Origin of the sequence: Loktanella sp. IMCC34160 (assembly GCF_004145845.1) — a bacterium.
Classification (GTDB): Bacteria; Pseudomonadota; Alphaproteobacteria; order Rhodobacterales; family Rhodobacteraceae; genus SELP01.
Map to the genome: position 1 here is coordinate 870,955 of NZ_SELP01000001.1, position 17,657 is coordinate 888,611.

General features: G+C 62.4%; 21 protein-coding genes. 8 read left to right on the top strand and 13 right to left on the bottom strand.

Annotation, left to right across the window (positions count from 1 at the left end):
- Positions 1–108: 108 nt before the first annotated feature.
- Positions 109–1,455 (bottom strand): substrate-binding protein, encoded by a 1,347-nt coding sequence (locus EU803_RS04270; protein WP_129680062.1) that lies wholly within the window; start codon positions 1,453–1,455, stop codon positions 109–111.
- Positions 1,456–1,683: 228 nt separating this feature from the next.
- On the opposite strand from EU803_RS04270, the gene EU803_RS04275 reads away from it, so the two are divergent.
- A complete protein-coding gene (locus EU803_RS04275) occupies positions 1,684–3,015 on the top strand; it encodes a helix-turn-helix transcriptional regulator (protein ID WP_129680064.1) in 1,332 nt (443 codons plus the stop codon).
- A 62-nt stretch (positions 3,016–3,077) separates the two neighbouring features.
- On the opposite strand, the gene EU803_RS04280 is transcribed toward EU803_RS04275, so the two are convergent.
- Entirely contained in the window at positions 3,078–3,536 is a 459-nt protein-coding gene (locus EU803_RS04280; protein ID WP_129680065.1) for a biphenyl 2,3-dioxygenase, read from the bottom strand.
- A 254-nt stretch (positions 3,537–3,790) separates the two neighbouring features.
- Here EU803_RS04280 and EU803_RS04285 point away from each other — a divergent pair, with 254 nt between their 5' ends.
- The 4 genes from EU803_RS04285 (at position 3,791) to EU803_RS04300 (ending at position 8,273) form a co-directional block, all read left to right on the top strand.
- Complete coding sequence (locus EU803_RS04285; protein ID WP_129680067.1) at positions 3,791–4,159, top strand: response regulator; 369 nt, start codon at positions 3,791–3,793, stop codon at positions 4,157–4,159.
- A gap of 10 nt (positions 4,160–4,169) precedes the next feature.
- On the top strand, positions 4,170–4,484 hold the full coding sequence (locus tag EU803_RS04290) for a hypothetical protein (protein ID WP_129680068.1): 315 nt from the start codon (positions 4,170–4,172) through the stop codon (positions 4,482–4,484).
- Positions 4,484–7,153 (top strand): ATP-binding protein, encoded by a 2,670-nt coding sequence (locus EU803_RS04295; RefSeq protein WP_129680070.1) that lies wholly within the window; start codon positions 4,484–4,486, stop codon positions 7,151–7,153. The genes EU803_RS04290 and EU803_RS04295 overlap by 1 nt, the downstream gene beginning before the upstream one ends.
- A gap of 178 nt (positions 7,154–7,331) precedes the next feature.
- Complete coding sequence (locus EU803_RS04300) at positions 7,332–8,273, top strand: FliM/FliN family flagellar motor switch protein (protein WP_165352768.1); 942 nt, start codon at positions 7,332–7,334, stop codon at positions 8,271–8,273.
- Between the two features lie 3 nt (positions 8,274–8,276).
- On the opposite strand, the gene EU803_RS04305 is transcribed toward EU803_RS04300, so the two are convergent.
- From EU803_RS04305 to EU803_RS04315, 3 genes are read right to left on the bottom strand one after another with little or no spacing between them, the layout of a single operon-like run.
- A complete protein-coding gene (locus EU803_RS04305; protein ID WP_129680074.1) occupies positions 8,277–8,714 on the bottom strand; it encodes a TIGR01244 family sulfur transferase in 438 nt (145 codons plus the stop codon).
- 9 nt (positions 8,715–8,723) lie between these two features.
- Positions 8,724–9,155, bottom strand: a complete 432-nt coding sequence (locus tag EU803_RS04310; protein ID WP_129680076.1) for a DUF6691 family protein — start codon at positions 9,153–9,155, stop codon at positions 8,724–8,726.
- Complete coding sequence (locus tag EU803_RS04315; protein WP_129680078.1) at positions 9,155–9,580, bottom strand: YeeE/YedE thiosulfate transporter family protein; 426 nt, start codon at positions 9,578–9,580, stop codon at positions 9,155–9,157. Before EU803_RS04315 ends, EU803_RS04310 begins: the two co-directional genes overlap by 1 nt.
- 266 nt (positions 9,581–9,846) lie before the next feature.
- Between EU803_RS04315 and EU803_RS04320 the strand changes: the two genes are divergently transcribed.
- The 3 genes from EU803_RS04320 (at position 9,847) to EU803_RS04330 (ending at position 12,077) form a co-directional block, all read left to right on the top strand.
- Positions 9,847–10,164: a metalloregulator ArsR/SmtB family transcription factor gene (locus EU803_RS04320; protein ID WP_207209158.1), complete on the top strand. Its 318-nt coding sequence runs from the start codon at positions 9,847–9,849 to the stop codon at positions 10,162–10,164.
- Positions 10,165–10,672: 508 nt separating this feature from the next.
- Positions 10,673–11,674: a DUF2169 domain-containing protein gene (locus EU803_RS04325; RefSeq protein WP_207209159.1), complete on the top strand. Its 1,002-nt coding sequence runs from the start codon at positions 10,673–10,675 to the stop codon at positions 11,672–11,674.
- Between the two features lies 1 nt (position 11,675).
- Positions 11,676–12,077: a DUF4150 domain-containing protein gene (locus tag EU803_RS04330; protein WP_129680081.1), complete on the top strand. Its 402-nt coding sequence runs from the start codon at positions 11,676–11,678 to the stop codon at positions 12,075–12,077.
- Between the two features lie 302 nt (positions 12,078–12,379).
- On the opposite strand, the gene EU803_RS04335 is transcribed toward EU803_RS04330, so the two are convergent.
- The 8 genes from EU803_RS04335 to EU803_RS18855 form a co-directional block, all read right to left on the bottom strand.
- A complete protein-coding gene (locus EU803_RS04335; protein ID WP_129680083.1) occupies positions 12,380–12,778 on the bottom strand; it encodes a hypothetical protein in 399 nt (132 codons plus the stop codon).
- A 20-nt stretch (positions 12,779–12,798) separates the two neighbouring features.
- Positions 12,799–13,167 carry a DNA/RNA non-specific endonuclease gene (locus tag EU803_RS04340; RefSeq protein ID WP_129680085.1) on the bottom strand — a complete coding sequence of 123 codons (369 nt, stop codon included), beginning with the start codon at positions 13,165–13,167 and terminating at the stop codon, positions 12,799–12,801.
- Positions 13,168–13,215: 48 nt separating this feature from the next.
- Positions 13,216–13,641 carry a hypothetical protein gene (locus EU803_RS04345; RefSeq protein ID WP_129680087.1) on the bottom strand — a complete coding sequence of 142 codons (426 nt, stop codon included), beginning with the start codon at positions 13,639–13,641 and terminating at the stop codon, positions 13,216–13,218.
- Positions 13,634–14,041: a hypothetical protein gene (locus EU803_RS04350; RefSeq protein WP_129680089.1), complete on the bottom strand. Its 408-nt coding sequence runs from the start codon at positions 14,039–14,041 to the stop codon at positions 13,634–13,636. Before EU803_RS04350 ends, EU803_RS04345 begins: the two co-directional genes overlap by 8 nt.
- Positions 14,042–14,611: 570 nt before the next feature.
- Positions 14,612–15,010, bottom strand: coding sequence for a hypothetical protein (locus tag EU803_RS04360; RefSeq protein WP_165352769.1), 399 nt, complete (start codon positions 15,008–15,010; stop codon positions 14,612–14,614).
- 19 nt (positions 15,011–15,029) lie between these two features.
- Positions 15,030–16,490, bottom strand: coding sequence for a DNA/RNA non-specific endonuclease (locus EU803_RS04365; protein WP_129680093.1), 1,461 nt, complete (start codon positions 16,488–16,490; stop codon positions 15,030–15,032).
- Between the two features lie 9 nt (positions 16,491–16,499).
- The gene (locus tag EU803_RS04370) at positions 16,500–16,844 is read right to left on the bottom strand and encodes a hypothetical protein (protein ID WP_129680095.1); all 345 of its coding nucleotides are present in this window, start codon (positions 16,842–16,844) and stop codon (positions 16,500–16,502) included.
- 1 nt (position 16,845) lies between these two features.
- The coding region (locus EU803_RS18855) for a phage baseplate assembly protein V (protein ID WP_277985698.1) at positions 16,846–17,657 on the bottom strand (812 nt) is incomplete at its 5' end.

Below are 17,657 nucleotides of genomic sequence, written 5' to 3' on the forward strand. Positions count from 1 at the left end.
CCTCAGTGATGGGTTTGGTCAGGTTTCCGATCAGGCGGCCAGAGGGCCATGCTCTTGCGGAAAGAAGGGGACCTGGCCGCATCAGCGGCGGCCAGGTCCGGTCGGCGTTTACGCGCCGTCGTTGCATTCACCCAGGTCGCCACCGGCGAACATCGGGTGATCGGGTTCGTACATGACCTGCTCGACCGGGGTAACTTCCACGATTTCCAGCGTGTCGTACTCGTTGGTCGGGTTGTCGCGGCCTTTCATGACCAGCACGTCCTTGAAGCACTGGTGGTCGGCGCCGCGATACAGGGTCGGGCCGTTGCCCATGCCGTCGAATTCGAAGTCCTCGAGGGCTTCGGCAACCGCACAGGGGTTGAACGACCCGGCGCGGGTCACGGCGTCTGCGTACAGAAGGGTCTGCACATAGCAGGTGTGGGCCGAGCCCGACGGCGGACGGCCGTACTTTTCGCCGAACGACCGGACGAACGCCTGGGTCCCGGCATCCTGAAGCTGCCAGTTCCAGTTCATCGAACCGAACACGCCCTGGATGTTGGAGCCTGCACCAGCGGCCATCAGTTCCGAGTAGAGCGGAACGATGATGGTGAAGTCCTTGCCGTTGACCTGCTTGTCACGCAGACCGAACTGAACGGCTTGGGTCAGCGAGTTGACCATGTCCCCGCCGTAGTGGTTCAGGATCAGCGTATCGGCACCCGAGTTCAGAACCGGCGCGATGTAGGACGAGAAGTCGCCAGCGCCGACCGGGGTCAGCACGTTCTGGACGGTTTCCCAGCCAAGGGCCTCGGTCGAGGCCGCGATCGATTCCTGCTGGGTCCAGCCCCAAGTGTAGTCGGCGGTCAGGTGATAGGCACGGCGGTCGTTGCCGTATTCCTTTTCCAGCACCGGGCCCAGCGCAGCGCCGGACATGTAGCCGTTGAAGAAGTGACGGAAGCCGTTCGCCTTCTTGTCCTTGCCGGTGGTGTCGTTCGAGTGGGTCAGACCGGCCATGAAGATGATGCCGGCCTCTTGGCAGAGACCCTGCACGGCGATGGCCACGCCCGAGGACGAGCCGCCGTTGATCATCACAACGCCGTCTTTCTGGATCATCGACTGGGCCGAGGCACGGGCCACGTCCGACTTGGTCGCGGTGTCACCGGTCACGAACTGGACCTGCTTGCCAAGAATGCCGTCGCCGCCAAGCGCCTTCGACGAGAAGGTGTTCAGCATGCCGCCGTCGCCGATCCCGTTCAGGTGTTCGACAGCGAGTTCCTGCGCGCGCAGTTCGTCAAGGCCTTCTTCGGCGTAGGGGCCGGTTTGCGGCACGTTGAAGCCGAAAGTCACCGTCGAACCGGTCGGTTCGTTGGTGAATGCGGCAGCGGACGAGCCGGTGAAGATGGTCGGCAGCGCCAGACCGGCGCCAGCAACGGCCCCGGACTTCAGAACGCCACGGCGCGAATAGTTGGTTTTGGACATTTAATCCCTCCCTTGGATGGAACGTGACCGGAAGGGCCTCCACACCCTCGGCCGATCACGCGCATTTTTACAATGCTTCCCCATTATCGGTCCGGGTTCGAAAATTTCGCAACAACCCTCTCTGAACGAACGATTTTTTTGTAAAGACTTACACAATACGATTGTGTACATTGTAAAAATATTTTCGCCGCAATGCGGGAAGCTCATGAAAATGTTACCGGAATCCCGATGACTGGACGTCAACTGACCGGCACCCGTATCCGTGAACGGCGCATTGACGTCGGAATGCGACAAACGGCGTTAGCGCAAGCAGTCGGCATATCCGGGTCCTACCTGAATCTGATCGAACACAACCGGCGCAGAATCGGCGGCCGCCTCTTGAACGAGATCGCCCGCGCGCTGGATGTCGACCCGGCCCAACTGACATCGGGCGCGGAAAGCGCGGTTCTCGATCAGCTGCGCGTCGCCGCCAGCGCGGACCCTGACGCCGGGGCCGAACTGGCGCGGGCGGAAGAGTTCGCAGGCCGGTTTCCGGGCTGGGCGGCGCTGGCGGCGGGGCAAGCGCGTCGGATCGACATGCTGGAATCCCGGGTCGCCGCACTGACTGACAGATTGGCCCATGATCCACAGCTTGCGACCTCTCTGCATCAGGTGATTTCGGCGGTGACCTCGATCCGGTCGGCGGCCTCGATCCTTGCCGGGGCGGATGAGCTTGACCACGATTGGCAGAACCGGTTCCACCGCAACATCTATGAAGACAGCCAGCGTCTGGCCGACAGCAGTCGCGCGCTGGTGCGGTTCCTTGATATGCCCGAGGATCAGGGCGGGGCAGCGCTGACGCCTGTGGAAGAGGTCGAACAATGGCTGGACGGGCAGGGGTGGCATCTGCCCGCGATCGAGGAGGCCGCAGCGACGGGCGCAGACCCGGGCGAAGCGGTTTCGGCGCTGGTCAAAGGGGCGGGGCTGGCCAGCCCGGCGGCATCGACGATGTTGTCATCCTATCTGACACGGGCGCTGGCCGATGCGCGGCTGCTGCCGTTGACGACAATTACCCAGCTTTTGGCGGCGACCCGCGACCCCGCCGAACTGGCCGCCCGCGCGGGCGTGCCGTTCGATGTCGTCTTGCGGCGGTTGGCGGTGCTGCCGGCGGGCGTGTTGGGGCATACGCCGGGACTGGTCATCGCGGATGCCGCGGGGGCTATCGGCCTGCAACGCGCGGGCGTTGCGGTAGCGCTGCCCCGGGGCGGGGTGGCCTGTCCGCTCTGGCCGATCTTCGGTGCGCTGGGCCAACCCGGTCAGCCGATCCGCGCCACGGTCGTTCTGCCGGGGGACCCGGTCCAGCACGTCCAGTGTTTCGCCATCGCCACACGGCGCGGGCCACCGCGGTTCGACGCGCCACCGGTGATCGAGGCGGTGATGGTTTTTTGGCCCAGATCCGCCCCCAGCGACTCCGGTGGGGCGGGCGTTGTGCCGGTGGGGACCAGTTGCCGGATTTGCCCACGCGGCGACTGCGCCTATCGGCGTGAACCGTCGATCCTGCCCGAGGTCGGTTTGGGCTGAGGCGGCGGGGCACGCCTGCCGGGCGGTAAGGGACGCGGCCCATACGGGGGCCGCGCCAAACGTCAGTTGATCGTCGCCATCGCCACCATGCCCGCCTCTGCATGGCCCGGGATCTCACAGGAAATCTGGACCGGCTCGTCGGTTGTCTGCACAGGCACGAAGAACCATTCGACGGTCTGGCCGGGGCCAACTTCGACCTCGCGGATGGTACCCTTGACCTCGGTCACAAGGTTGCCATCGGCATCCGATACCTCGATCTTGCGGGTGAAGATCCGTTCGACCATTTCGTTCAGGCTGAGTTCGTGAACGATTTCGTCCGAATTGGTGAGGACGAGAACGTAGGCCTGCCCGGTAACAAAGGTATATTCGGCAGGGGCGAAAAACATGCCGTCGGCATTGCTGCCCATCTCCAGCGGAACTTCAATCACATTGGCCCGGCTCAGGTCGCCTTCGGCCCGTCCGGGACCAGCCGCGAAGGCGGCCGCGGCGGCAAGGGCAACCAGGGTGAGGGAACGTGTCATGTCGTGTCTCCTTTGGGTGACTGCGCAATGGTGCGCATTCTGAATCTTAGGCGCCTTTGGGTGTCTGCGCCTTGATCTGACCCCGGACGCCGATCCGGGGCCAACCGGTGTTGCCCCCGTGCGTGCCCTGCGACGTCAGAGGTTTTGACACGCTGCGGCTTTGCGGGGATAGTTAACCGGCGCCCGCAACAGACCGGTTGAACCGGCGTCGGCGGGGTGCGGCCTTGGGAGGGGCAGGCGGAATGGCCAGAGGGATGGGCAAGCGCGTTCTCTTGATCGAGGACGAGCCGAATATCATTGAGGCGATCAGTTTCATCCTGTCGCGCGACGGGTGGACGGTGCACACGCATTCGGACGGGGAAACCGCCAATGACCGGATCAAGGCGACGCCGCCGGACGTGGTGATCCTTGACGTGATGCTGCCGGGCAAGTCCGGCTACGACATCCTGCGTGACCTGCGCGCCGATCCGGCAACCGCTGCCCTTCCGGTTCTGATGCTGACCGCGCGGGGACAGACCCGCGACAGGGAACTGGCCGAACAATTGGGCGCCAGCGAATTCATGGTCAAACCCTTCTCGAACGAGGAAGTGCTGGCGCAGGTCCGCACCCTGGCCGGCGGCTGACGGGCGGCGCATGGGCCGATCCCCGAAACCCCAGACCTTTCTTGCCCGCGCGAGCTATCGCCAGCGCCGGTTGCGGGATGCGGCGAAGGTCCTGCCGATTGTCGGGGGGCTGCTGTTTATGGCGCCGCTTCTGTGGCCGCGAGAAGCGGTGGCCGAGGGCGGCAACGGAACCTCTCATGCGATCCTCTATCTGTTCGGGGTCTGGACCGCGCTGATCGTCGTCGCCTTTGTGCTGGCCCGGATCATCCGGCCGACAGAGGATGACGACATCCAGCAACCGCCGGAACAGTCGCCGGGCAGCGGGCCCCAGGCCGGGGGGCGTTGATGGTATCCTTCAACCTGCTGATCGCCGTCGCCTTGGTCTATGTGGCCTTCCTGTTCATCATTGCCTTTGCTGCCGAACGCCGGGCAGAGCGGGGGCGGGAAGGGTGGCTTCGGTCCCCGATGATCTACACCCTGTCACTGTCGATCTATTGCACCGCATGGACCTTCTATGGCGCGGTCGGCTATGCCGCCCGGTCGGGGCTTGAATACCTGACCATCTATCTTGGGCCCTCGCTGGTGATGATCGGCTGGTGGTGGATCCTGCGCAAACTGGTGCGGATCGGGCGCAGCCAGCGGATCACCTCGATCGCCGACCTGATCTCGTCCCGGTTCGGGAAATCGACGCCGATCGGGGTTCTGGTCACGCTGGTCGCGGTTGCGGCGGCGACCCCCTATCTTGCGCTTCAGCTTCAGTCGGTGACCCTGTCCTTTGCTGTCTTTGCCGAAGGGTCGGGGCAGGTCTGGGGCGAACAGGAACTGGCGTCGGCGGCCCTTTGGGTTGCCATCGGGCTGGCGGTTTTCACGGTCATCTTCGGCACCCGGAACCTTGACGCGAACGAACGCCACCACGGGATCGTCATGGCCATCGCGGTCGAGGCGGTGGTCAAGCTGTGCGCCCTTGTCGCCGTGGGCGTCTTCGTGGTCTGGGGGCTGGCCGGGGGCGTGGGCCGCACGCTGGACCTGATCGACGCCTCGCCCATCTCTGACTGGACGCAGCCGGGCGGGCGCTGGGTCGGGCTGACGTTCCTTGCCGCCGCCGCCTTTCTTTGCCTGCCGCGGATGTTTCAGGTGCTCGTGGTGGAAAACGCCGATGAACGGCACATGGCAACGGCAAGCTGGGCTTTCCCGCTCTACCTGATGTTGATGAGCCTTTTCGTGGTGCCCATCGCTGTCGTCGGGCTGAACCTGTTGCCCGCCGGATCGAACCCGGACCTTTTCGTGCTGACGGTGCCCCTTGCCGAAGGGCGCAACGGGCTGGCGATCTTTTCCTTCCTCGGTGGGTTTTCCAGCGCAACCTCGATGGTGATCGTGTCGACGATCGCGCTTGCCACCATGGTGTCGAACCACATCGTTGTCCCGATCTGGCTGTCCAGCCGCGGCACGGGCGCGATGGTGTCGGGCGATGTGCGCGGGGTGGTGATCATGGCCCGCCGCCTGTCGATCATGGGGGTGCTGTTTCTGGGCTACCTCTACTATCGCCTGTCGGGCGGAGGAGAGGCGCTTGCCGCCATCGGCCTGATTTCCTTTACCGGGGCGGTGCAGGTACTGCCCGCGATGCTGGTCGGGGTGTTCTGGCGCGGAGCGACCCGCTGGGGTGCTGCGTCTGGCCTTGTGCTGGGTTTTGCGGTTTGGATGTGGTCGCTGTTCCTGCCGTCCTTTGGGGCGGATGCGATCATTCCGCATTCGGTGATGGCCAACGGCCCGTTCGGGATCGAATGGCTGCGACCGCAGGCGTTTTTCGGGATCGACGGGATCGACCCGGTGATCCACGCGGTGATGTGGTCGCTCTTGCTGAATACCGGGGCGCTGTTCCTCGGCTCGATCCTGACCTTCCCCTTGCCGATGGAACGGCTTCAGGGGGCGCAATTCGTCAATGTGTTTGAACATTCGCCGAACGCGCGCAGTTGGACCCAATCTTCGGCCCATGCCGAAGACCTGCTGATCACGGCGCAGCGCATTCTTGGCGCGGAAGAGGCGCAGACCCTGTTTCAGGCCGAGGCACGGTCGCAGGGGAAGGCCGGCTTTCTGCCCGACGTGACCCCGGGATTCGTCGAAGGGCTGGAACGGGAACTGGCGGGGTCCGTGGGGGCCGCGACGGCGCACGCGATGCTGGGCCAGATCCTTCAGGGGGCCTCGGTCTCGGTCGAAGACCTGATCAAGGTGGCCGATGAAACCGCGCAGATCATGGAGTATTCCAGCCAGCTTGAAGCGAAATCGGCAGAGCAGGAACGAACCGCCCGCGCGCTGCGTGAAGCGAACGAAAAGCTGACCGCCCTGTCGATCCAGAAAGACGCCTTTCTCGGGCAGATCAGCCACGAACTGCGCACGCCCATGACCTCGATCCGGTCGTTTTCCGAGATCCTGCGCGAAGGCGGGATGCCGCCAACCCAACAGGCAAAATACGCGGGCATCATCCATGACGAGGCGGTGCGGCTGACCCGCCTGCTGGACGATCTTCTGGACCTCAGCGTTCTGGAAAGCGGACAGGTCACCCTGAACCAGCAGGACGGGGTGCTGCGTGACGTGATAGACCGCGCAGTCGATGCCGCCGATAACCGCGAAGGGGCGCTGAAGATTGACCGCCGCCGCTCCGAAGAGGGGGTCGAGCTGTCGACCGACCTTGATCGGTTGACGCAGGTGTTCATCAACCTGATCGCGAACGCGCGGAAATACTGCGACGCGCAACAACCGACGTTGCGCATCAAGGTCGGACGGCACGAAGGACGCCGGGTTGTCGACTTAATCGACAACGGAAGTGGTATCCCCGAAGACAAGCAGGGGGTGATCTTCGAAAAGTTCTCGCGTCTGACGGATGACCGAAAGGCCGGTGGCGCCGGACTTGGACTTGCCATCTGCCGGGAGATCATGAACCGGCTGGAGGGTGATATCACCTATCTTCCCGGGCAGGGCGGGGCGGCGTTCCGGGTGACACTTCCGAGTGTTGAATGACCTTGTCAGGCTTAAGGCCTTAGTAACTACGCAGGGCTAGATTGGGACAGGGCGTGGATCGCCTTTTGATTTCCTTGGCAAAAAGGGTCGGTGCAGCCGGTGCAGCCATATGACCGAAGACCGTGATTCCAGAAGTGTCCTGCACAGGATGGCGCGGGGGCCTGGCGAACAGGGGGAAATGTCCCCGCAAACACCGCCGCCCAGTTCCAGCCGTATCCTTCGCGTCGGCATGGAAAAGGCCGCGGGCAGTGCGCTTGCCTTGCCGCTGTCGGTGACCGGTGTCTCTGACGAAGAACTGTCACTTGATGCATTGATCGAGGGTCTGGACGAGGACGGGCTGATCCTCGGCATCGAAGAAGGGGGCGTTGTCGTCGGCATCGCAACCCTGGATCTGGATTTCATATCCGCGGCCGTGGAGATGCAGACCATCGGACGGCTGCACAATGCGAAACCGGCAAAGCGGCCCGTAACGAATACGGACGCGGCATTGGCCCGGCCCTTGGTCGCGGCCCTGCTGGCCAATTTGGCCGTTGTAGGGGCAGGGACCCCGGTTGCGGATTGGGTGGCGGGTTGCCAGCCGGCCGGCCGCCTGCCTGCGGCGCGCGCGATCTCCTTGGTTCTGGCCGATGTCGATTATCGGATATGCCGTCTGCCCTGCGATCTGGGCGTGGCGGACCGCCAGGGTGAAGTGGTGCTGGCCCTTCCCGTTCGGCGGGGGATGATCCACCACGACGTGTCAGCGCTGGTCGAAGAGCGGCAGTCTGTCGGATGGGCAGACTCCTTCACGACGGCCGTGCTGTCCGCTCCTGCCCAGTTGGATGCCGTGATCTATCGGGCGCGGGTGCCGCTCTATCGACTTGAGGCGCTTCAGGTTGGGCAGGTTTTGCCCTTGGCCGGGGCCGACGCCGCCCATGTGCAGATTGTCGCCCCCGGCGGGCTGTCGGTTGGCGCGGCACGATTGGGGCAGGCCGCAGGCATGCGTGCGATCCGGCTTGAAGGGCGGGTTCAGCTTGCCTTGGACGAAGGGGTCTTGACCCCAAGACCGGCAATCGCGGCGGCGGAGCCGGAAAAAGAACAGCCCCCGGGCGATCCGGGGGCCAAGCTTGCTGCGACCGGCTAGTCGTTATCCAGACTGGTTGGCCATGGCCAGCGCGTCGATCCGGGGCCGCAGACCGTCAAGGTCATAGCCCGCGCTGGCCGCGGTGTTAAGGATGGCATCCGTGCTCATCCGTCCGGCCTGTCCCAGCGCCCAGACGATCGTGGATCGCGTGCCCGATGCGCAATAGGCCAGAACCGGCCCCTCGGCCCCGGCGATGGTGTCCCGTTGAAGGGCGACCATCTCCATGTTCAGGCCCTGATGGGTAACCGGGTTGACCACAAATGCCAGACCGGCTGCTTCGGCCGCCGCTTTCACGGCTGCCGCGTTGGTGTCCGGCCCGACCTCTGCGTCGGGGCGGTTGCAGATCACCGCGCGGAACCCGGCCGCGGCAATCGCGGGCAGGTCCGACGGGGCGATCTGCGGGCTGACGGAATAGTCAGCGGTAAGGTGTCTTATATCCATGACAGCCTTTTAGGTCGGCCGTGCGATTGCGTCCAGACGGGTTTTGAAGGCCGGGGCAATGCGCATCCCCGCTGCCATTGCTATGATGAACACCAGCCCGCCGATCCCGCCATAGGAAAGCGAGGCAACCGACGGTCCCGGGCACAGGCCGACAAGGCCCCAGCCCGCGCCGAACAGGGCCGATCCGATGACAAGGTTATGGCCCACCCGTTGTTCCGGCCGCGGCGGGAACATGCCACCCAGCGCCGGGTTGCGCCCGCGCGTCAGCCGCCACGCCAGCATCATCGGTAGGATCGCCCCACCCATGACAAACGCAAGGGTCGGATCCCAATCGCCGAAGATATCCAGCCAACCCTGCACCTTCTGGGTGTTGGTCATGCCTGAAATCATCAGGCCAGCGCCGAACAATCCTCCGGCAACGAAAGCAAAGAAACCGCGCATCAGACCACCCCCAGGATATGCTTGAACAGGATGACGGACAGGCCGCCTGCCATGATGTAGAAAACCGTCGCGACCATGCCGCGCAGCGAGAACCGCGAGATCCCGCAGACCCCGTGACCCGACGTGCAGCCGTTGGCGATCCGGGTGCCGACCCCGACCAGAAGCCCGGCCCCGATGACGGCGGCAAGGTTCGGCGTCAGGTTCGTTTCGGGCTTGCCGATGAAGAACGACAGGATCAGCGGAATCGCGAAAAGTCCCGCGATGAACCACAGCCGTTCCGAGGTTTGTTTGCCCGCGGACCCGTCCACAACGCCGCCGATGATCCCCGACGCGCCCATGATCCGGCCGTTGACCAGAAGATAGACCGCCCCTGCGGTCCCAATCAGCCCGCCCCCGGCGAGCCCCCACAACCAATCTGCCTGCATTTCCAAAATCCTGATGTTTCCGTTCCGGCGAGAGAGCAGTCCGGCCTATTGGGCCGCTGCCCGGCGATCACACCGTCCCCGCCCGCAAAGCTGTCACGCTTGCGGCAAAGCCCCGTTCCATGGCAGGTTGCAGCCTGTCAGGTCTATTGGGCCAATCGGGTCGAGAATGCGAATCTCCGTCCGATGAAGATAAGAGATGCGGAAAGCATTGCAAGAATGAAATATGTAACTATGCTGATTTTTAATTGTTCCGGGATGAAAAAATCATGACCGTCACCGATTTTTCCAATGCAATGGATGCCGCAGCCGATGAGGCGGCAGAGGTTTTGAAGGTTCTGTCCAACCCGGCGCGCCTGCGGTTGCTGTGCGCGCTCTTGGGTGGGGAACGGTCCGTTGGCGAGCTGGAAGAGGCGCTTGGGGCGAGCCAGTCCTATGTCTCGGGCCAGTTGGCGCGGATGCGGGCCGAAGGGTTGGTCAGCTGCGACAGGGACGGGCGGATCATCCGCTACCGCATTTCCGACCCGCGCGTCGAACCGATCCTTGAACGCCTTTATGATGTCTTCTGCCCTGTCCCGCCCACCTAAGGTGGTGCGTGCTCGCAGGGGGCCCACAGGGTCGGGGACTTGCGGTCTGGAACCAGTGTTAACCTGATGCAATGATTGGAGCTTTGGTCTCCCGCCCGGCCTGAGCGGCGATTGAGCGGGCCCAGTTTTCCTTGCTTGCCCTTGTTTGCCTCTGGCGCTTCCCCGGGTCTTGCGCGGGTTTGTTTCCTGAAGCGGAGAAGGATCGCCCCTATGGCACACTCACAAGACCGGACGCCCGCACTTCCAAACGCTACACCCACCTCGATGGCTCCCCCCTCAACTAGGCTGCCGACACCCTCGCCAAAAACATCGACGTTTGTTGCAGCCCAACTTTGAGCGTCTCTGCAATTCGGTCCTTGGGGATGGTAAGGTGGCCGGAACGTGGCCAGTCGGCTCAGGCGGTCCCCGGGATCTCTTGCCTCTCGCGGTGGGGTGTGACACGTTTTGCCTCTAGGTCACATGTCGGTTGTGTTTCATGAAGCTTTCCAGTCGGTTGCCAGTCAGCACATTGTTTTTCAAGCATTGGGGCCCTGACGACGCCGAAGTTGGCGTTGTTGTGGTCAAGGCGGAATTTCGACGTTACCCGGATGGGCGGTTGCGGGCCGAACTGGCGCCCGAGATCGCCTTTGAAGAAACCTTTGTGGGTGATCCGGCGTGGTCACCGCTCTTGGCGGATCAAGACATCGCGCCGGGCAAGCTGGCGACCGATCTGACGATCAGGGCAACCGCCCGCGCGCCGGACGGCGGTCCCGCGACCGACTGGCCCGTCACCGTTTCGATCCCGGACAGGCTGCACTACGGGTTTCAGGTCCGGGGGCCATCGGTCTGGACACATCGGCGGATAACCGGCTGGCGGCGGGAGGCGCCGGAACTGGTGAGCGAGGTGCCGATCACCTATGCGCTGGCCTTTGGTGGGCGGGCGCCGGGGCCGGAGGGCCAGGACGCAGTGCACGAGTTCAACCCCGCGGGGATTGGCCTTGTGACCCGGGAACGTCTGGCCGCGAGGGCGGATATTTCTGTGCCGCAGATCGGCGCGCTAGGGGAGTTCATGGTCGATGATCCCCTTGCCGAAATGGGGGTGCACGGGTTCGGCCCGATTGCCAAGGCCTGGCTGCCGCGCCGGTCCGACGCGGGCACCTTCGATGAAGACTGGCAGCGCAGCCGCCACCCGCGCATGCCGCGCGATTATTCGTTGCGGTTCTGGAATGCCGCGCCGGGGCCGCTCCGGATCGCGCCCTACCTGCGCGGAGATGAAGAAATTTCGGTCACCGGCATTGCGCACGGGCCCGATCCGGTACGCCTGCGGCTGCCGGACGTGGCCTGCGCGCTTGACCTGACCGGACCCGAGACCGCCCGGGTTGCCATGTGTCTTGATACCGTGGCGCTGGACCTGAACGACGAAAACCCTCAGGCGCATACCGCGACCCTGACCTGGCGGGCGACCATCGCGGCACCGCACCGCTTTACCGCGGCCGAGGTCGTTCCCGCCGCGCCCCAGCCGGAGACCTGAGATGTCCCAATCCGCCGCCCGCCATTCCGGCAAGAACGCCAAGATCATCTGCCTTGCCCCCGATGTCTGTCTGACGCCGGTTGGAAACGCGGTGGTCCCGATCCCCTATATGATCGTGTCGCAGCTGGATTGGTCGGACAAAACCGTGTCGAACACCCAGTTCACCGGGCAAAAGGCGTTTACCATGCACAGCCGGACCAACAAGGTGACCGGCGACGAGGCAGGCACCAAAGGCGGGGTCGTCTCGGGCGTCAACACCGGCTGGTGCCGGCCGATATCCAAGAAGACATCCGTCTTCGTGAACGGCGCCGAACTGATCCAGAATGACAACATGTACGACATGAACTGCAACGGCGCCGATGGGCCGGGAAATACCGTCGGAAAACTCGTCTACTGGGAATAACGTCCTAGCGTTCGGCCAGGCCAATCGCCATCGAGGCATCCAAGTAGGGCCAGAAATCCACGGGGTTCGCAAGGGTACAACGGGTTCCGTCGACGAAATACGCAATGCCTGCGGGTTCATGGCACTGCGCAGGTCGTCATTGAGATCAAGAAGAATACAGGCGCCGCCACCAACGGACAGGATCTCAAGGACCTTCTCGGGATCCCGTGTCGCGACGAAGTCGTCATACCAGTTGATGTCCGCATCGGCGTGGTACAGCCGCCTGACGCCGATCGCGTCGGCGCCCTAACCCGGCGTTCAGGCTATTGAAAATCCTCGGGAAAGGCATCGCCGACGATGATGCGATAGGCGTCGCGTGCGTTGGTGGGGCCAATTTCCCAGCGGCTCTTGTCGTCGAACTCGAAGAGCATCCTCAGCGCCCGGTCTTCGAAACGGATCATCGCAAGGCAGCGGATCCACGGATCGTCGCCCGCGATCTGGGTGAGGTCGCGCAGGCGCAGGAAACTCTGGCGCAGCTCGCGACGGATGTTCCCTGTCTCCAGCGATCCGCGAATGCCATCGGTGTAGAGATAGGACGAGCCGCCCTTGCTTGCCGTATCGAACATGAAACCCGCATAGTCCCAGTGTTCGACACTGGCATTCGCTGCCTGGCCGATCAGGTTGCCGATCTGGAAAACGATCTCGTCTTTGGGCGAGGTCATGCTTTCTCCCTTTCCTATATCTATCGAGGTCTTCCGTCGCGGAACGAGATGCGTTCGAACCCCTCACCGGGTTGGTTGTCGAAGTAGTGGGCGCGGTTATGAACTTCGATCCGGTTCCCGTTGGCGTCAACTTCAAAGACCTTGTATTCCACATCGAACCCATCCGGCACTTCCGCCCCCGGCGGGTCCACGAAGATGTCCACATCGATCTCCACCCGGTGACCGGGCGGCGGCCGGTAGACGTTGAGCCAGTCGGCCCATTCGTTCTCCATGGTTTTCCAGGCGCCACGATTGAGGTTCCTGACCTGCGGCGCGATGCCGCCATCCACCGTGTCGCCCATGAAGCGATGCCCGATCAGGTGCCCGCCATCATAGCCGCCACCGCCCATCCGCCGTCGCGTTGTCGTTGCGCGGAGTCGTGGTCTTGGGGGCTCGGCTTAGATGTCGATTTGTTCCTGCAGGAAGGCGAAATAGCGCGGCTCTTCCTCCCTGAAAATGTCGGCCCCTTCGGACAGATAGGCACGGATAAAGTTGTCGAGTGCCCGATCCTTCTGGCCCGTCTCAAAATAGGACTGCCCCAAACGAAGATGTAGAAATGGATTTCCAATTGCGTCCGGACCATTCAGCGCGTTCAGAAATGACCCAAGCGCGCTATCCCAGTTGGCTTCAAGAAAATATGTGTCACCGATTGCCGCCCAAAGCCAAGTAAACGCTGACCAATCGGATTGGCGAGGAGGCAGCAAAGTCAGCGCTTGTTCGAAGAAATCCCGCGCTAACCCGAAGTCTCCTCTGTCAATTGCGACGTTGCCGCTGGTCGACAGCTCGGTCACGCGGTCATAGATGTCATCCGGCAGTTCAGCCATTCTCCTTCCCCTTGAAGAACAGAAAGTACTTCGGGTCCTCATCTCGAAACGCGCGTTCGCTGATGTCAGCGGCCAACTGGAAGTATTCACGGGCCTTCTCCGGTTCGTCGAGGTGATCGAGATAGATCGTGGCGAGTCGGAACGGGCTGTCCGAGAACCGGCGGTTAACATCTACCTCGATTGCGCGCAGAAAATGCTCCGCCGCGGCGGCATAGTTGTGGCGCTCCATTTCGACATATCCCATGCCGGCGATCGTCGGGCTGGCGAGCCCCCAATCGGTTTTCGGCTCGGGAATCGCATCCCAAGTTTGCTGCAGCAACGACATTTTCCTGTCCAGATCAAAGGTTTCCGCGCTCGAAGCGCGCTTGAGTGCGAATGCCTCGGCATATTTCTTATCCAAGTACGTGTCCTCCTCTTCAGCCTCTAAAAGCGGGGTCTTCCGGCATAACCGGATCAAGGTATGTTTCCGTCATGCGCCCACCACTGGCCCGATTTATTGAAAAGTGATCAAGCTCATAATTGCCTGGGTCTAGCATCCATTGGCGCACCGCTGACGATCTTGGGCCATAGAAGCGCCCTGTGGTATTCCAATAGGTAACGGCGTCGGTCCTGTGGGACATGTCCGCATCCTTCAGATCATACCATTCACCGTCCGATGCCTAGAAAATTGGGGGCGGACCATCGTCGAACCGGCCTTCTTCGCGCATCCTGTCGATCACTTCTCTTCCTGTCCGACTGGTCTTGCGAGGCGTTGACTCCATGAATTCTTCACGGCGCGGCCGTTCAGCTCCCCGCACCACCGTCGTTGTCGGCGTGTCGGGCCGGGGTGTGGTCTCCGCATCTACATCGGGGTGGCCCTGCAGCTCTTCGAGGTCGGGCACCCGGTCTTCGATATCGCCGGGGATGTCCGCATCGGCGTGGTAGAGCCGCCTGACGCCGATCGCGTCGGCGCCTTAACCCGGCGTTCAGGCTATTGGAAATCCTCGGGAAAGGCATCGCCGACGATGATGCGATAGGCGTCATGGACGTTGGTGGGGCCGATCGCCCAGCGGGTGGTGTCTTCGAACTCAAACAGTATCCTCAGCGCCCTGTCCTCGAAACGGATCATCGCAAGGCAGCGGATCCACGGGTCGTCGCCCTCGATCTGGGTGAGGTCGCGCAGGCGGAGGAAGTTCTCACGAAGATCGCGACGGAAAAGGCGGGTATTGAGAGATCCGTATTCGCCATTGGCAAAAAGATATGGGCTGCCTCCTCGTTGGGCCGCGACGAACATGTAGCCCGCATAGTCCCAGTGTTCTGCACTGGCATTGGCGGCCTGGCCGATCATGTTCCCGATCTTGTGTACGACTTCATCCTTTGGGGTGGTCATTGCATTCACTTTCTTCGTCTTATTGCGGTAGTCCATCCCGGAATGTCACCCTCTCGAATGATTCGCCCGGTCGATTGAGAAATTGGTATTCGTTCTCATAGATTTGCTTACGGTTCCCATAAGCATCGACTTCAAACACCCTGTATGCGACATCGAACCCATCCGGCACTTCCGCCCCCGGCGGGTCCACGAAGATATCCACATCAATCTCCACCTGGTGGCCCGGCGGCGGCCGGTAGACGTTGAGCCAGTCGGCCCATTCGTTCTCCATGGTTTTCCAGGCGCCACGATTGAGGTTCCTGACCTGCGGCGCGATGCCGCCATCCACCGTATCGCCCATGAAGCGATGCCCGATCAGGTGCCCGCCTTCAAAGCCGTCACCGCCCATCCGCCCAACCGCCGTCGCGTTGTCGTTGCGCGGGGTCGAGCCGAAGTCTTCTCGGATCGTCGCAATGACGCTCTCGGGGCGGCCGTTTTCGGCTACAATCCATTCGGCGTCATTATCGCCACGCCTTCCCCGCACCAACGTCGTTGTCGGCGTGTCTGGCCGGGGTGTGGTCTCCGCTTCTACATCTGGGTGGCCCTGCAGCTCTTCGAGGTCGGGCACCCGGTCTTCGATATCGCCGGGGATGTCCGCATCGGCGTGGTACAGCCGCTTGACGTCAATCGCGTCGGCGCCTTCGCGCACGATACGTATGGCGATCTCGGTGCCGTCCCTTGCCACGCGCTGCCCGACGATGCGGATTGCCCGGAACGCCGCGCCGCCCCAGCCCGCGGTGACCATCCCGATCCCGACGTCGATGGCCAGTTCGGCGATGAGAAAGCCCGCATCCACATGGGCCTGACCGATGGCGATGATCAGCCCTTCGCTTTCCACCGTCGCGGTGAACCAATCCCACCATTCCCTGGCGCCGTCGACGATCGAATTCCACAGATCACGGACCGCCTGGAGGATCATTCCATCGTAGTTGGTATAGATCTTGCCGACACCTTCCGAGATGTCTTCGTCGCCCCAATCCTGCAGGGTCGGACCGACATTCGTCGCGCCAAGGCCTTCGAGCCCCGCGCCAACGAGCCGTTGCGTGCCACCCCATATCGATTCGATGCTCCCCACCCCGGTGCTGAGAAGATCAACGGGCGAGTTGAAATCCGAATACCAATGCTCGCGCTGGTTCTGGTCACGAAGGCTCCCCGCGTAGGTGCGAATGCTTGCCTCGATCGCGTCGAGGATCTCCTGTCGCTGTTCCGCGGTCCCGGTCACGCCGGCAATGATGCCGATCGTGTAGATCATCGCCCGATATTGCTGGATGTGATGGTTCACCCGGTCGGCATAGCTGTCCTCGGCATGCAGCAGGAATTCCGCCGGCGTCATGTCGACATTCTCGCCAAACAGGAAGTCTTCGAGCTGCGCAGGAAGGTTCAGGCGCGCCCCGATAGAGCCATCGGGCGGGGCATCGACTATGGGGGTAGGCGTTCCCATCGTACCCCCTCAGAAAAAGAACTTCTTCAGGTTGGCATAGCTGAAGGGATCAAACGATGTCGTCGTCGCAGCCTGTGCGCCCAACTCACCACTGCCTAGCCCGACCGTCATGATCTGCGCCTTGACGGTCTCCAGCATCTCGACCTGATCATTGGTCAGGGCGCCACCGCTCTTTGTTATCTCCATGAGCTTCAGGACCCGCTCGCGCTGGTTCTGCGGAGCGCCGGAGAATTTCAACGGGTCGGCGCCCTTGGTTATGCCGTTCTCTGCGAAGAACTTGTCGCGGTAGTGATCGCGGATTGCCTTGCGTTTTCTCGCCTTGGTGGCCCATTCAGCAGAGCAGAGCTTTGTCATGTCAGTTGATCTTCACGTCTTTGGCATTCACACGGATCAACTCTTTGCCGCCAATGAGAATCTTGGTGCCGCTCAAGCTTATGACGCCATCCTCGGTCAGGGTGATCTTGGCATCTCCACACACGATCTCGTATTGCTTGCCGACAATGGTTGTCTTGTTGTGGCCGATCTCTTCGTAGCTGGCCACGCCGACCGAAGTGTTGTGAACCCCGCCAACCGCAACCTGATAGCCACCGCCGACCGAAAGCGCCTTGCCCGCGCCCACCATCTCGGTTGACGAAAGCATGATTGTTTCAGACTTGTTCTTTGCGACGCCGATGATCAGGTTGCCTTCGCCCATGTTCATCACGTCCGGCAGCCCCAACTTCTTGGACATGTCGCCAAGTGCCGATGTCAGCGCCTTGAACTTCCCCATGACCGCGCGCTGAAGTCTGTTCGGGCCAACCAACAGGGTCATGTTGCCGCCGATCACCTCGTGGTGGTTGTTGCCCACTTCGATGTTCTTGTTGCGCCCGACACTTTCCAATTGGTTGCGATCGACCCGCTTGGTCCGGTCGTTCTCGATATGAAGTTCGTGATCCTTCTGGGCGTGCAGGTAGATCTTCTCCTCATCGCGCTTGTCCTCAAACGTCAGTTCGTTGAACCCCTCGCCTTCATGCGTGTCGGTTCGGAAGACGGATTTGGTTTTATGTTCCGGCAGCGGGTAGGGCGTGTCGTTTTTGCCGTTGTAGACGCAGCCTGTGACGATGGGTTTGTCGGGGTCTCCGTCGAGGAATTCGACGATCACCTCCATGCCGATCCGTGGGATCACCA

What these genes read in the sequence shown, in the direction of transcription:
- EU803_RS04360 (WP_165352769.1), bottom strand. Translation starts at nt 15,010, where the DNA reads ATGACCACCCCAAAGGATGAAGTCGTACACAAGATCGGGAACATGATC.
- EU803_RS04270 (WP_129680062.1), bottom strand. Translation starts at nt 1,455, where the DNA reads ATGTCCAAAACCAACTATTCGCGCCGTGGCGTTCTGAAGTCCGGGGCC.
- EU803_RS04300 (WP_165352768.1), top strand. Translation starts at nt 7,332, where the DNA reads ATGTCCCCGCAAACACCGCCGCCCAGTTCCAGCCGTATCCTTCGCGTC.
- EU803_RS04340 (WP_129680085.1), bottom strand. Translation starts at nt 13,167, where the DNA reads ATGGGCGGTGGCGGCTATGATGGCGGGCACCTGATCGGGCATCGCTTC.
- EU803_RS04320 (WP_207209158.1), top strand. Translation starts at nt 9,847, where the DNA reads ATGACCGTCACCGATTTTTCCAATGCAATGGATGCCGCAGCCGATGAG.
- EU803_RS04365 (WP_129680093.1), bottom strand. Translation starts at nt 16,490, where the DNA reads ATGGGAACGCCTACCCCCATAGTCGATGCCCCGCCCGATGGCTCTATC.
- EU803_RS04315 (WP_129680078.1), bottom strand. Translation starts at nt 9,580, where the DNA reads ATGCAGGCAGATTGGTTGTGGGGGCTCGCCGGGGGCGGGCTGATTGGG.
- EU803_RS04330 (WP_129680081.1), top strand. Translation starts at nt 11,676, where the DNA reads ATGTCCCAATCCGCCGCCCGCCATTCCGGCAAGAACGCCAAGATCATC.
- EU803_RS04285 (WP_129680067.1), top strand. Translation starts at nt 3,791, where the DNA reads ATGGGCAAGCGCGTTCTCTTGATCGAGGACGAGCCGAATATCATTGAG.
- EU803_RS04305 (WP_129680074.1), bottom strand. Translation starts at nt 8,714, where the DNA reads ATGGATATAAGACACCTTACCGCTGACTATTCCGTCAGCCCGCAGATC.
- EU803_RS04335 (WP_129680083.1), bottom strand. Translation starts at nt 12,778, where the DNA reads ATGACCTCGCCCAAAGACGAGATCGTTTTCCAGATCGGCAACCTGATC.
- EU803_RS04370 (WP_129680095.1), bottom strand. Translation starts at nt 16,844, where the DNA reads ATGACAAAGCTCTGCTCTGCTGAATGGGCCACCAAGGCGAGAAAACGC.
- EU803_RS04280 (WP_129680065.1), bottom strand. Translation starts at nt 3,536, where the DNA reads ATGACACGTTCCCTCACCCTGGTTGCCCTTGCCGCCGCGGCCGCCTTC.
- EU803_RS04275 (WP_129680064.1), top strand. Translation starts at nt 1,684, where the DNA reads ATGACTGGACGTCAACTGACCGGCACCCGTATCCGTGAACGGCGCATT.
- EU803_RS04310 (WP_129680076.1), bottom strand. Translation starts at nt 9,155, where the DNA reads ATGCGCGGTTTCTTTGCTTTCGTTGCCGGAGGATTGTTCGGCGCTGGC.
- EU803_RS04345 (WP_129680087.1), bottom strand. Translation starts at nt 13,641, where the DNA reads ATGGCTGAACTGCCGGATGACATCTATGACCGCGTGACCGAGCTGTCG.
- EU803_RS04295 (WP_129680070.1), top strand. Translation starts at nt 4,484, where the DNA reads ATGGTATCCTTCAACCTGCTGATCGCCGTCGCCTTGGTCTATGTGGCC.
- EU803_RS04290 (WP_129680068.1), top strand. Translation starts at nt 4,170, where the DNA reads ATGGGCCGATCCCCGAAACCCCAGACCTTTCTTGCCCGCGCGAGCTAT.